Here is a 12,090-nt window from a genome sequence, read left to right as displayed (position 1 = left end):
GGCGTTACCGCGACCTGGCCCTGGCGATTTCCACTTCCCAGTCCACGCCCGATCCGATCTTGTACTGCTGCGCGAAGTTGCCCCAGCTGATCGCCACGGCCACGTCCAGCAGGCTGTTCAGGTAGACCAGCGGCTTGCCCTTGGCCACGCCGCCGAAGGTATGCTCGAACGGCGCCACCACGCTGGCGACCTGCCTGCCCTTGTGGAGGAACCTCACCTGCACCCGGTCGCCCGCGCCGATCTTCAATTGCTCGAACAGCGGCTTCGGAATATTGGTCCACACATTGCCGTACTTGACGTCCAGCACGGGAACGATCCCGCGGATGACATCGCCGCTCCGCACCGCCTTCTGGTAGGCGATCTTCACCACCGACTCGTTCGGCAGCACCGGCCCGACCTGTTCATAGGTGATCGCACCCGAGGCCAGCCGCGCGCCGACATAGGCATACACGTCGCGCCCATGGAATGTGTACGATTCGGCGGATCCCGGCAACCGGTTGACCTTCTCGTCGATCTCGCGCAATTCGGCCACGCCGTCGCGTTCCGCGATCAGCGTGAACAGGCCGTTGTCCGGGCCGACGAAATAGCGGCCTTCCCGGGTCTTCAGCACCACCGACCTGCGCTGCGTGCCCACGCCCGGATCGACCACGTTGACGAACACGCTGCCCTTGGGCCAGTAGTTCGCGGTCTGGTACAGCCGGTAGGCGCCGAGCCAGATGTCATAGTCGGGAATGTTGTGCGTCAGGTCCGACACCTGCAGCGCCGGGTCGACACCGAAGGCCACGCCGCGCATGGCGGAAACGGCGCCGTCGGAGGTGCCGAAATCGGTCATCAGCACGAGGGCGTTCCTGTCGAAGGCATGCGTCTGGGCAGCCATCAGCATGCCGAAGCAAAGGGCGGAAAAGAGTCTGGTTGGTTTCATGTTGTTCTTGAAAGAGGCTCAGAAGGTGTAGCGCAGCCGGCCGTAGAAATAGGCGCCGTTCAAGCCGATCGGGTTGATGAAGTTGTACGGCAGCGCGCCGCCATAGGTGGCGTTGCTGGTTTCGCGCACGCGTTGCGGATAACGGTCGAAGACGTTGTCGGCGCCGGCCGCGAGGGTCAGCTGCTTCGTCAATCTGTATTGCGCCTCGACGTCCAGCGTCCACACGGCGCCGAAGCGCTGGGCATGCACGCCGTCGATCACTTCGGCTTCGTCGTCGTATGAAAAATCCTTCAGCGAGCCGAAGCGGGTGGCGCGCGCCTGCACGCCCCAGCGGACGGCTTGCCAGTCGGCGCCCAGTACCAGCTTGGTCTTCGGCGAAGCGTTACGGATGCGGAACAGGTTGTTCTCGGTCAGCAGCGTCAGTGCGGGATCGATCCGCGCCAGCGCGTCCGAGCTCTGGTGCACGTCGTCGATGCGCGTCCTGTTCAGGTTGAGCGCGGCGTTCAAATCCAGCTTGGCGCCGGCGAAGGGCAGGTCGTGGTTGACCACCACATCGAGGCCGGTCGTGGTGGTGTCGAGCAGGTTGGCCAGATAGGCCACCGACTCGATGTCCGTGCGGCCGATCGCCGTGAGATACGCGGTGGCGGCATCGCTTTGCAGGTCGCTGGTGCGGGTGATGCGGTCGCGCAGCCTGATGCGGTAGGCATCCACCGTCACGCTGGTGTTGCGCTGCGGGCGCCAGGCTGCGCCCAGCGACAGGTTCGTCGATTTCTCCGGCTTCAGGTTTTCGGCGCCGAACGCGCGCGCCAGCGCATCGCTGGCCGGCAGCAGCGACGCGGTCTGCAGCGCGGTGCCGTCGCTGTTGAAGTTGAGCGTGGAGAAGCGGAAGCCCGTCTGCACCAGCGCCGGCGCGCGGAAGCTGTTCGACAGCGAGCCGCGCAGCAGGAACGTGTCGCTGACCTTGTAGCGGGCGGAAAGCTTGCCGGTGCGGGCGTTGCCGAAGTCGCTGTAGTCGGAATAGCGGGCCGCCACGCCCAGCAGCAGGCGCGAGGTGATGTCGCTTTCGATGTCGGCATGGACCGAACGCACCGAGCGGCTGCCGTCGAACGTGTCCTGCGGGCGCAGGCCCGGGCCGGCCTGCGCACCCGGCGGCGCGCCGGCCACCGTGCCGGCTGCATACGAGGCGGCATCGCCCGGCGAGCTGGTATAGGTCTCGTGCATGTACTCGGCGCCCACCGCCAGGTTGACCGGCGCGCCGATGCCCAGGTCCAGCTCGCGCGTGAGATCGGCGTTGACGGCATCCTGGTCGAAGTCGAAGGTGGCCAGGTGAAAGCGGGTGGGGCTGGCCGCGCCAAGCGAGGCGTTGACGGAATCGGCGAGGTCGTATTGGAACTTGTTGCCGCCGTGCCGGGCGCTCAGGTCCCAGTTCCAGCCGCCGCCGGCCAGGCGCACGCCTGCGACGACGCTCACGTCCGTCATGTCGCCCTTCGTGGTCGGCCGGTAGCCGTCGGGGTAGATCTCCGGCACGTTGGACGGGTCGCCCGGATAGCGGAAATAGGCGCTGCCGTCGGACTTGCGCTTGTTGATCGTGGCGAAGGAGTAGGCATCCACGCCTTCGGCGACCGGCACCAGCGCGTTGTAGAAGGCGTAGGTATTGCGCTGTTCGGAGTCGCCCGACTTGAACACCACCTTGCCGTCGAGCGCCAGGTCGGCCGGCGTGGCGTTCCACGACGTCCAGCCGGCATCGCTGGGGCCGGCGCGGTTGGTGGGATTGCGGCCGCGGTTCTCGGCGCCGAAGCGCAAGTAACCGGCATCGCCCACCGGCAGGCCATAGTCGGCGCTCACGATGGTGGTCTGGCCGTCGGTCTTCGTATCGTTCGTTGGCTTGAAGTCGGTATGGTTGGCGCCGTAGCTGACCGAGGCCGAGCCGCCGGTGCGCGCCTTCTTCAGCACGATGTTGATCACGCCGGCCACGGCATCGCTGCCGTACTGGGCGCCGGCGCCATCGCGCAGGATCTCGATATGGTCGATGGCGCCGGGGGGAATGGCATTGACATCCACCGGTACGATGCCGGCAAAGCTGCTTTCGGTATCGAGCACCGCGCTGGCGTGACGGCGCTTGCCGTTGACCAGCACCAGCACCTGGTCGGGTGCCAGGCCGCGCAGCTGGATGCCGCGCACGGAATCGGCGGCACCGCTCGACTCGATGCGTGGGAAATTGATCGACGGCGACAGCGCCTGCAACGCGGCGCCGAGGTCGCCGCTCGCCAGCGCGTTCTCCACTTCGCGCGCGCCGAAGCGGTCGATCGGCACGGCGCTGTCGAACACCGTGCGGTTGCGCGCCCGCGAGCCGACGATCGTGACCTGGTCGATCGCCGCGGTGGCTCCGGTGGCGGCATCGGCGGCGGCTGCGTTCGACGTTTGCGCCTGGGCGGCCGGCAGTGCTGCCAGCAGCACCGCGCAGGCCATGGCACTGCGGCGCAGCGGCGGGTTCGGGAGGGGAAAGCGCGGCATCTGGATTCCTTGCATGTCTTGACCGGAGTGCAATCTTACGGGCAAGGAATTGTGGAACCAAGTACCGATTGTAAATATGCTTATGTGCGTCGCGGTAGAGAAAACATGGCGGGTAGTGCAGGGTAGAATGCAGCGTCCGGCCGCGTGAACCGCGCCCATGTGGCGACAAGGGACTGTCTGGCGCAACCGAGAGCCGGTGAGCGAAGCCGGCGAACAACATGGCCTTGTTCGACACCCTCGCGCCGGATGCCGGGCGCATGCTCGTGCATGCCGCGCTGGCCGCCATCGTCGGCCTGCCTGCCCTGTCTGCAACAGCCGCGTTCGCCGGGCCGGCCAGCGGGCAGTTCCAGGTGCTGCCGAACGGGCAGGCATTCGTGCGCGCCGCGGTGACGAACTCGCGTCACTGCAGGCGCGATGGCGAATGCAGCCTGAGGTTCCAGGTGGGGCAGAGCACCGGTGCCGTGGTGTATGCGCACGGCGACGTCGAGGGTGTAAAGCCGTGCGGACGGGCGATGTTCGATGCTGCCTGGAACATCCAGGACGGTACCGTCATCGAAGCGCGGGGGCTGCATCGTGATCTGGCCGGCTTCCATCGGATCGACCTGTGCGCCGCGAGCGACGCGTTCCTGCGGCGCGCTCCGTGAAACCGGGGCGTCCGGGGGCTGGCGGCAGGACTTCGACGGCATGTCTTTCCAGGCAACCTGCCCGTGCAGGGCCGCCGGCAAACGGATCACGCCAGTGTATCGATGATCCCGCTGGTATAGGAAGCGCCGACGACGAACGCGGCGGCCGATGGGTTTGCCTTCAGGATCGACGCCCATTCGCTGCTGTTGGCCAGCGTGGACGCATTGCCGCTGCCGGCGGGCGTGGTGCTGCCTGAAGCGAGGGTGCCGGCCTGGGCAAGGGCGTTCAGCATGCCCGCCGACGAGTACACCTGCGCGGACGACGAACCGCCGCCCAGGGTGGCCACGATGCCGGCCGCCGCCGACAGGCTGGCAGCCTTCGCCGCCAGCGCGGGATTGCTGGTGCGGGCGACCGTGGTGGTGGTCGGGGTGTAGACGCCGGAATTGAGCGCACTGGTTGCGGAGATGGCCATGTCTTCATGCTAGACCGATAAATTCCATAATGCAATACCGGAAAGGCAAGTCCCTGCACGGAGGCACTGTTTTCGCGGGCAGCTGCAACGGCCGGCGCGGCCGGCTCATTGCAGCGCGGGTGGTTTCTGGCGGACCGTCTGTCAGCGCAGCTCGCCGCCGGCGGAAGCGCAGTCGAAGGAGCCGCTTTCGAGCTTCACCGCGGTCCCGGTACCGACCGGACGCGCCCATGCCCATGCCCCCATTTTCTGCCCCGTGTTCAGGTTGATGATCGTGTCCGCGCCGATGGCACGGGCGTCGGCGGCCATCAGGGGAAGCAGTTCGCTGACGCTGCCATACGTACGTTTCGAGCTGTTGATGTCGCCGACGACCTTGAATTTGGTATTTGCGGGCAGCGGCGAGCGCAGCAGGCAAACCTGGCCGGAATGGGCCGCCAGTTTCACGGCTTGCGGATCGGCCAGCTTGACCGTGGAGCGTGCGGCACAGGCCGCCAGGGTACCGCACAGGGCGAGCAGGATGAGTGTTCTCATGTCATTTCCATCTGCGTTTATCGAGGTGGCGAATTATGCAACGCCGCGGCGGAAGGAAATGTATTCAATTGTCACAAAATTAATATTTTCGAGACGGGTGCGAACGCGCGGCGCATGCCGCGTGGCCGCGGGCGCGGCTGGAAAGTTCAGCCGGCAAGTCCGGCAAGGCCGACGCTCGCTCGTTGCCGCAATATCAGGTCGACGGCTTGTCTGGTTGATCGATCTTGTCGGTGGCCCGCCGCTGTGCCGGCTCATCCAGGACGCGTCGGATCACGCGTGGCGGCACGCCATCGCGCGCCATCACCAGCGCGGCCTGGTAGCGGCTGATGTTCGGCATCAGTTCGACGGTGGCGTCGACGGCTTCGGCCACCGGTTCGTTCGGCAGGGTGCGGCGTTCATTTTGCATGCTTTACCTCCAGGCGCCAGCTTACACGGGTGAGGGCCGCCGGACAAATCCCGGCGATGCCGTCATTGTGATACCCGTCGTCAGCCCATCCCTTCCAGGCCGGCACCGCTCTGGCCCGGCCCGCAACGAACCGGCGGCATCTCAAGGCTGTGCCAGGCCGGCGGTATGACTGGCCGGCATCGGCGATCCCGGCTGGAGGCTTGTCAGGCCGGGCAGGTGATCCGTGACGAACCGGGCCAGCGGTTCGCCCAGCAGCAGCCCGGCCAGTCCGACGCCGGCAATGACGCCCATCGCCACCGCGATCGACAGCACGAAGCGCCGGTTCGGCACCCGAAGCACGAAGGGGAGGTTGATCGCCACGCTGGCCAGCGAGGCGAGGATCGCGCCGGTGGCGGCCACATCCAGCGCCAGCTTGCCCTCGGCCGCCAGGCTCGCCGCCGCCGCCACCGCGCTGGCGCTCGAGACCGCGCCGCCCATCAGGCTTACGACATAAAAACCCACGTTGCCGAAATACTTCTGCGTCAGCACGCCCACGATGTGCAGCACCAGGAAGATCAGGCCGTATTTCAGCGCGCTCCACAGCGAGAACGGCAGCACGATCTGGTTCTCCTGTGTTTCGGTATCGGGCGCCGTATCCGGTTCGGCCGGGTGGCGCCGTACGAACACGAAGAACGCGGTGGCCGCCAGCATCGCGCCGAACGCGCCGATGCCCGCCACCGCCACGGCCGGTGCCAGCAGCGCGAGGATCACCATGTTGCGCATCACCATCGCCACGGTGGCCAGCAGGATGCCGCGGTAAGCCGCGGCTGCCACGGCGCCTACCGCGCTGACGCGCGAAGCGAGCTCGTTGACGGTAACGCTGCTGTTCACCAGCCCGCCGAGGAAGCCGGCAATGGTCACGCCGCGCGCGCCGAATGCCTTCCACAGCACGTAGTTGACGAAACCGATGCCGGCAATGAGGATCACGGTGGCCCACGCCGCGCGCGGCTGGATCAGGCCCATCGGGCCGATGCTCCCCGTTGGCAGGGCGGGGTAGATCACGATCGCCAGGATCGCCAGCAGCAGCGCGGATCGCAGCTCGCGCTCCGTCAGCCCGATCGAGATACCTTGCAGGATATCCTTCCATGCCAGCAGCGCGGTCGAGGAGACCATGATCGCGGCCGGCGTCAGCGTGTGGCCCTTGCCGCACATGATGCCGGCAACGCAGGTGACCAGCATCGCGGCGGATGTGGTCAGCTCGGTACCTTCATGGGTGCGCATGTCCTGCAGGTTCAGGAAGACCGTCAGCAGGCCCGTCAGGCACAGCACGATGTAGGCATAGGTGTCGCCGAGCGAAGCGCCGACCGCGCCCAGCACGGCGATGAAGCCGAATGTGCGCAGGCCGGCTTCCTTCTTGCGCCGCTCCCGCTCGAGGCCGATCAACAGGCCAAGCGCCAGCGCCAGCGCAAAGCGGGTCAGCATCTCGAGGTAGGGCCAGTCCGTCACGGGGTGAATCACCGCTGGAGCGGCCGGCAACGCGGTTAGCAAACTCATGAGCCGACTGTAACGCCGAACGGGCCGTGCTGCCCACACATTTTGTGACGCGGCAATGCTGTGCTGCGAAAAAATCCGTTCGGCTAAGATGAATATTCGTATAACAGGGAGGCATCATGCAGAACGACGACAAGCAAAGGCCCGACCAGCCGCCGATCCACACCCACCTGCCCGATACCGTGCCGCCGGAGGACGTGAAGAAAATCGTGGGCGACGCGGTACCGCACGGCGCCGACTACAACTCGCCGCCGCCGGAAGGCGCAGGCAAATCGATGGGCAGCGGGCTCGACGACTCGGTCGGCGGCCCCGGACTGGGCGCCAGCCCGGCACAGCGGGGCGAGGCCGCGACAACCCGCGACCAGGACAGCCGTGCCGATGACAGGCACATGGGCAATGGACAGCAGGGCAACCAGGGCAGCGGGCAGCAGGGCGGCGGCGGCAACGCGCAGTCCGGTTCGAACGGATCGGCCACGCCGGGCAATGCCCAGCGCGATGCCGGATCGCGCTCCGAAGGCTTGTTGCCTGCCGGCGGCGAAACGGATGGCCGCTTCGACGTGGCCGAGGAAGTCAGCTTCGACCAGCAGTCGGACCAGGCACGCCGAGTGGGCAGCATGGAGGACGCCGCGAAAGGTCCGCATGGCGACAAGCTGGCCGACGCCGTGGCGCGCTCGCTGGGCAAGGACGGCGGCAACAAGGGTTGAACCTGGAAGGCGGCGCCAGTGCAGGCTTGCCGGTTCGATCACGGCTGGCTCGCCTGGCGCCTTTTGTTTTCCGGACAAGTTTTTAGCGCGCGTGCTTCGCAAATGAACAAACGCGCACGTTTTTATCCGTGACTTTTAAGATGCGTCAAATCTCCTGCTGAGCGCGAGCATGTGCGCTCTGCCTATACTGCGGAGTATTGCGCAACGCAACGTGCGTTGCCTTCCGTTAGGGGGATTTTCTATGCGTCAAGACCCGCTGTTAGCCAGCATCGGCGGCATGCTGCGCCGGTTCAAACGTGCCGAAGCGTGGCTGCGCAACGCCGGCTTGCCCACCTCTCTCGCCCGCGTGCCCGTGTGGCTGCTGTGCATGCATTACTGCCTCATGATGCGGGGGAAAACCGCCCGCATCACGCGCATCGCCGAGCGCATTGCGCGCTGGCTGGAAACGATCACGGAACTCGCCCAACATGAAAGCGCACGTACCGAGCTGATCGACATGGATGGGGGCATGCGCAACGATATCGAATCGACCAAGCGCACGCTGCTGCTGTTGCGCGAGCTGTGCGTGGACGTCGGCGGCATGTTCCGCAGCACCGGCTTCAAGTCCCGGTTCCTGGAGCATACGCAGGAAACGTTCATGGCCGTGGCCGATGAATCCTTCATGACCGCCACAACGCTGCAACGTGCCATTGAAATGCACGATACGCGTGCGCTGTCGCTGCTGCGAGAGATGGAAGAGGCGGAACGGGCATCCGGGACCGTCGTGGACAGCGCGCCCGAGGCTGCGATGGACGAAGTTGTCGACGGTGTAGTCGGGCCGGCAAATGGGCCGGCAACCGCACTGCCGCCCGGCGTGGCGACCGACATGCCGTCCGGGCCGGAATCGCAGCGCGATGCCAGCCAGAGCGTCGCGAAACGTGTCGTTACGCCAGTCCAGGCGTAGCTGCCTGCTGCACCACCGTGGCGGCAAACCTGCCTGGCGACTGCGCCAGGGCAGTCCAGGCTTGCAAATCATTCCAGGCTCGTAAATCATTCCAGGCTTGTAAATCACTTTCCCGCATACGGGCGCTCGTGGCGCCGGCCAATTCACGCCGGGACGTGACCCCCGGCATCTGCACCGGTTGCGGACTGCTGCACTGCGATGGCGGCGGGTGAAGAGGGAGCCGCCGCCATCGTGCCTGCCGCAGCCGCGCGGGTCACGTCCGCCGTGAACGGTACGTCGCACAGTCGAGCCATTGTGCGACACTGCACAGATGGATTACTGTGCTTTCGACAAGATCAGCAACCAGCGGCCGAACAGCAGGATCTCGATATGCCCCGGCTGCACGCCGGTATCGCATTCGATGATCGGGTTGACCGGATAAAAACGCTTGCGGAAGTCGCGGCACACCAGCATTTCGCGCTTGCCGAAACGCACCAGGAAAGACGTTGGGGCGTACTCGAGCCCGAAGCGCGATTCGAAACGCGATGGGAGACGGCGAGGATCCATGTCGGTATTGATGGTGGCCATGACGATTCCTTATCAAAAAAGGATGGGGTGAACGATGAGCTTGCAGTAACCGGCAGCAGACCAGATATTTTCATTCGGTGCTTCCCGCTTGGTGCTTCCAGATTGGTGCTTCCAGAACACTGCCTACTGGATAGAAGCTTAACATAACTACTGTACAAAAACACAGGGCTGTATGAAAAAACAGGTATTTTCTTTCCACGTTGTATTCGAGCGAAACCGATGAGCCGGATCGCATATTCGAAGCTGCGCCAGAAACTGCGTCGGACGTTGCCCCCGGACTGGTTGCCGAAGCTGCTCCGCTTCCTGCAGGCGCGCCTGACGCCGGGCGGCGAACTGGGGCTGCACCTGACGGCAGGAATGGTGCTGCTGGTGGCCGCCGTATCAGTGTTCCAAGAAATAGCCGAGGCCGTTGGTGAAAACGACGACATCGCCCGTTTTGATGTCCATGTGGCCCAATGGTTCAACACCCATGCGTTCGAGCCGCTGACCACGATAATGATGGGCTTTACGCATGCCCACGGCATTGTCGGCATGTCGATCGCATCGAGCCTGCTGGCACTGTGGTTCTGGCGCAGGAAGGCGCCGTACTGGCTGCTGGCGACCGTGATCGCGGTGCCGGGAGGCATGCTGCTGAACGTGCTGCTGAAACTGACCTACGCGCGGCCGCGGCCGGCGTTCGAAGAGCCGCTGCTCACGCTCGGTACCTACAGCTTCCCGAGCGGCCATACGGCCGCCGCCACGCTGTTCTATGGTTTCATCGCCTGCTACATCGTGACCACGTCGCCGAGCTGGCGACGCCGCCTCGCCGTCATGGTGTTCGCCGCGGTGATGGTCGCGCTGGTGGCATTCAGCCGGGTCTACCTGGGCGCGCATTACGTGTCCGATGTGCTGGCGGCGATGGCCGAGAGTGCCGGCTGGCTGGCGGTGTGCATCACCGCGGTATCGACGCTGCGGCGGCGCCGCGCGGCGCGCAAGGATCAGTGATGACGCCGATCGCCGTCATCGTGAATGCCGGTGCGGGACAGGGCCATGGCGGCGACCTGGCGGCATCGCTGCGCGAAAAGTTCGTCGCCGTCGGGCTGGATGCGGAGGTGACGCTGGCCGGCAGTGGCGAGGAAATGATCGGCGTGGCGCGCGAGGCGGTCGACGACGGCATCCGGATCGTGGTGGCCGGCGGCGGCGACGGCACGATGAACGCCGTGGCGTCGGTACTGGTCGACAGCCCGGCCGCGTTCGGTGTGTTGCCATTGGGCACGCTGAACCATTTCGCCAAGGACCTGGGCATTCCGCTGGCGCTGGACGATGCGATCGCCAACATTGCCCACGGCCGGCCCGTGGCCGTCGACGTGGGCGAGGTGAACGGCCGGATCTTCCTGAACAATTCCAGCCTGGGGTTGTATCCGGACATCGTGCGCGACCGCGAAAAACAGCAGCGCCGGCTCGGCCGCGGCAAGTGGCTGGCATTCTGCTGGGCCAGCCTGGCGGCATTGCACCGCTATCCATTCCTCAGCCTGCGCCTGCGCGTGAACGGGGACGAGCATGCGCGGCGCACCCCATTCGTCTTCATCGGCAATAATGCCTACACAATGGAAGGCCTCAACATCGGCGAGCGCACGCGGCTCGACGGCGGACAGCTGAGCCTGTATGTCGCGCAGCGGCCCACCCGGCTGGGCCTGGCGCGGCTGGCGGGTCACGCGCTGCTGGGCCGGCTGGCCGAGGCACGCGATTTCGACGTGCTGCTGGCCGAGGATCTGACGATCCACAGCTGGCGCAAACTGGTGCGCGTCGCTACCGATGGCGAAGTGTCGCTGATGGCGCCGCCGCTCGACTACCGTTCACGCCCGGGGGCGCTGACGGTGATCGTGCCGGACAAGGTGCCGATTCAAGAATAAGGAGCAAGCATGCGAACCCTCGTGCATTTATCGGACATTCATTTCGGCCGCGTCGACGACAGGCTGCTGGCCCCGCTGCGCGCCACGATCGAGGCGGTGCAGCCCCACGTGGTGGTCGTTTCCGGCGATCTCACGCAACGTGCCCGCAGCGAACAGTTCAAGGCCGCGCGGGCCTGGCTCGACACGCTGCCCGGGCCGCAGATCGTGGTGCCGGGCAATCACGACATTCCGCTGTATAACGTGGCCGCACGGTTCCTCACGCCGTTGACCAAGTACCGCCGCTATATCACGCCGGACCTGGCGCCGGAATACGTGGACGACGAAATCGCCGTGATGGGTCTCAATACCGCGCGTTCGCTGACGATCAAGGATGGCCGCGTGAACCGCGAGCAAGTAGATCGGCTGCAGGAGCGCCTGGCCAGGGTGGACCCGAACCTGACGCGCATCGTCGTCACGCACCATCCGTTCGATTTGCCGGAACAGTTCGACGAGGACGATCTCGTCGATCGCGCGCCGATGGCGATGGAAGCGTTCTCGAAATGCGGCGTCGACCTGCTGCTGGCCGGGCACCTGCATGCCAGCCACTCGGGCAACAGCGCGCGGCGCTACAAGATCGCCGGTTATTCCGCGCTGATCGTGCAGGCCGGCACGGCCACGTCCACGCGGGAAAGAGGGGAGTCGAACTCGTTCAACGTGCTGCGCATCGACGGCGACGAGATCCAGGTCGAGCGCTACAGCTGGAAGGATGACACGGCGAAGTTCGAAGTGGCCACGATCGAAGTGTTCCGCCGCGACGGCAATACCTGGCAGCCGCTCGGCACCACGCCGGACATGCCGGAAGCGATCACCAGCAACGAGACGGTGGCGCCGCAGGGGTTGACGGGCTAGAGCGGCGTTCGGGGGCCGCCGATGGCGGGGCCGGGAACCGGTCTCCGGCACTTCTTCCGGATGAGGATCCCGAAAACCGGTGTCTGGCACCTTTTCCGGA

13 protein-coding genes are annotated in these 12,090 nt (G+C 65.7%); 6 read left to right on the top strand and 7 right to left on the bottom strand.

Features of this window, described 5'->3' with window-relative positions:
• Window positions 1-4 precede the first annotated feature (4 nt).
• Both GJV26_RS05205 and GJV26_RS05200 read right to left on the bottom strand, forming a co-directional pair.
• On the bottom strand, window positions 5-922 hold the full coding sequence (locus tag GJV26_RS05205) for an SAM hydrolase/SAM-dependent halogenase family protein (protein ID WP_155707897.1): 918 nt from the start codon (window positions 920-922) through the stop codon (window positions 5-7).
• A gap of 18 nt (window positions 923-940) precedes the next feature.
• Window positions 941-3,436, bottom strand: coding sequence for a TonB-dependent receptor plug domain-containing protein (locus GJV26_RS05200; protein WP_173346154.1), 2,496 nt, complete (start codon window positions 3,434-3,436; stop codon window positions 941-943).
• Window positions 3,437-3,654: 218 nt separating this feature from the next.
• Between GJV26_RS05200 and GJV26_RS05195 the strand changes: the two genes are divergently transcribed.
• On the top strand, window positions 3,655-4,080 hold the full coding sequence (locus tag GJV26_RS05195; RefSeq protein ID WP_155707895.1) for a hypothetical protein: 426 nt from the start codon (window positions 3,655-3,657) through the stop codon (window positions 4,078-4,080).
• An 86-nt stretch (window positions 4,081-4,166) separates the two neighbouring features.
• Here GJV26_RS05195 and GJV26_RS05190 read toward each other — a convergent pair whose 3' ends face one another.
• The 4 genes from GJV26_RS05190 to GJV26_RS05175 form a co-directional block, all read right to left on the bottom strand.
• Window positions 4,167-4,532, bottom strand: a complete 366-nt coding sequence (locus GJV26_RS05190) for a hypothetical protein (protein WP_155707894.1) — start codon at window positions 4,530-4,532, stop codon at window positions 4,167-4,169.
• Window positions 4,533-4,673: 141 nt separating this feature from the next.
• Window positions 4,674-5,060, bottom strand: coding sequence for a hypothetical protein (locus GJV26_RS05185; RefSeq protein WP_155707893.1), 387 nt, complete (start codon window positions 5,058-5,060; stop codon window positions 4,674-4,676).
• Between the two features lie 193 nt (window positions 5,061-5,253).
• On the bottom strand, window positions 5,254-5,466 hold the full coding sequence (locus GJV26_RS05180; RefSeq protein WP_155707892.1) for a hypothetical protein: 213 nt from the start codon (window positions 5,464-5,466) through the stop codon (window positions 5,254-5,256).
• A gap of 141 nt (window positions 5,467-5,607) precedes the next feature.
• Window positions 5,608-6,999, bottom strand: coding sequence for an MgtC/SapB family protein (locus GJV26_RS05175; RefSeq protein WP_155707891.1), 1,392 nt, complete (start codon window positions 6,997-6,999; stop codon window positions 5,608-5,610).
• Window positions 7,000-7,115: 116 nt separating this feature from the next.
• Here GJV26_RS05175 and GJV26_RS05170 point away from each other — a divergent pair, with 116 nt between their 5' ends.
• Entirely contained in the window at window positions 7,116-7,700 is a 585-nt protein-coding gene (locus tag GJV26_RS05170; RefSeq protein WP_155707890.1) for a hypothetical protein, read from the top strand.
• Between the two features lie 241 nt (window positions 7,701-7,941).
• Complete coding sequence (locus GJV26_RS05165; RefSeq protein ID WP_155707889.1) at window positions 7,942-8,643, top strand: hypothetical protein; 702 nt, start codon at window positions 7,942-7,944, stop codon at window positions 8,641-8,643.
• Window positions 8,644-8,958: 315 nt separating this feature from the next.
• Here GJV26_RS05165 and GJV26_RS05160 read toward each other — a convergent pair whose 3' ends face one another.
• The gene (locus GJV26_RS05160; protein WP_229419178.1) at window positions 8,959-9,210 is read right to left on the bottom strand and encodes a hypothetical protein; all 252 of its coding nucleotides are present in this window, start codon (window positions 9,208-9,210) and stop codon (window positions 8,959-8,961) included.
• Between the two features lie 219 nt (window positions 9,211-9,429).
• Between GJV26_RS05160 and GJV26_RS05155 the strand changes: the two genes are divergently transcribed.
• Genes GJV26_RS05155 through GJV26_RS05145 form a run of 3 tightly spaced genes read left to right on the top strand, consistent with a single transcriptional unit; the run spans window position 9,430 to window position 11,990 of the window.
• Window positions 9,430-10,194 (top strand): phosphatase PAP2 family protein, encoded by a 765-nt coding sequence (locus GJV26_RS05155; protein WP_155707888.1) that lies wholly within the window; start codon window positions 9,430-9,432, stop codon window positions 10,192-10,194.
• Window positions 10,194-11,102: a diacylglycerol/lipid kinase family protein gene (locus GJV26_RS05150; protein WP_155707887.1), complete on the top strand. Its 909-nt coding sequence runs from the start codon at window positions 10,194-10,196 to the stop codon at window positions 11,100-11,102. Before GJV26_RS05155 ends, GJV26_RS05150 begins: the two co-directional genes overlap by 1 nt.
• A gap of 9 nt (window positions 11,103-11,111) precedes the next feature.
• On the top strand, window positions 11,112-11,990 hold the full coding sequence (locus tag GJV26_RS05145; RefSeq protein ID WP_155707886.1) for a metallophosphoesterase family protein: 879 nt from the start codon (window positions 11,112-11,114) through the stop codon (window positions 11,988-11,990).
• Window positions 11,991-12,090 lie beyond the last annotated feature (100 nt).

The organism is Pseudoduganella dura, from assembly GCF_009727155.1.
Taxonomy (GTDB): Bacteria; Pseudomonadota; Gammaproteobacteria; order Burkholderiales; family Burkholderiaceae_D; genus Rugamonas; species Rugamonas dura.
Note: the sequence above shows the minus strand (reverse complement) of the source record. Positions and strands in the feature narration are given on the sequence as shown.

Excerpts from the sequence above, each read along its gene's own strand:
- GJV26_RS05205 (WP_155707897.1), bottom strand. The coding sequence starts at position 922 with ATGAAACCAACCAGACTCTTTTCCGCCCTTTGCTTCGGCATGCTGATG.
- GJV26_RS05200 (WP_173346154.1), bottom strand. The coding sequence starts at position 3,436 with ATGCCGCGCTTTCCCCTCCCGAACCCGCCGCTGCGCCGCAGTGCCATG.
- GJV26_RS05195 (WP_155707895.1), top strand. The coding sequence starts at position 3,655 with ATGGCCTTGTTCGACACCCTCGCGCCGGATGCCGGGCGCATGCTCGTG.
- GJV26_RS05190 (WP_155707894.1), bottom strand. The coding sequence starts at position 4,532 with ATGGCCATCTCCGCAACCAGTGCGCTCAATTCCGGCGTCTACACCCCG.
- GJV26_RS05185 (WP_155707893.1), bottom strand. The coding sequence starts at position 5,060 with ATGAGAACACTCATCCTGCTCGCCCTGTGCGGTACCCTGGCGGCCTGT.
- GJV26_RS05180 (WP_155707892.1), bottom strand. The coding sequence starts at position 5,466 with ATGCAAAATGAACGCCGCACCCTGCCGAACGAACCGGTGGCCGAAGCC.
- GJV26_RS05175 (WP_155707891.1), bottom strand. The coding sequence starts at position 6,999 with ATGAGTTTGCTAACCGCGTTGCCGGCCGCTCCAGCGGTGATTCACCCC.
- GJV26_RS05170 (WP_155707890.1), top strand. The coding sequence starts at position 7,116 with ATGCAGAACGACGACAAGCAAAGGCCCGACCAGCCGCCGATCCACACC.
- GJV26_RS05165 (WP_155707889.1), top strand. The coding sequence starts at position 7,942 with ATGCGTCAAGACCCGCTGTTAGCCAGCATCGGCGGCATGCTGCGCCGG.
- GJV26_RS05160 (WP_229419178.1), bottom strand. The coding sequence starts at position 9,210 with ATGGCCACCATCAATACCGACATGGATCCTCGCCGTCTCCCATCGCGT.
- GJV26_RS05155 (WP_155707888.1), top strand. The coding sequence starts at position 9,430 with ATGAGCCGGATCGCATATTCGAAGCTGCGCCAGAAACTGCGTCGGACG.
- GJV26_RS05150 (WP_155707887.1), top strand. The coding sequence starts at position 10,194 with ATGACGCCGATCGCCGTCATCGTGAATGCCGGTGCGGGACAGGGCCAT.
- GJV26_RS05145 (WP_155707886.1), top strand. The coding sequence starts at position 11,112 with ATGCGAACCCTCGTGCATTTATCGGACATTCATTTCGGCCGCGTCGAC.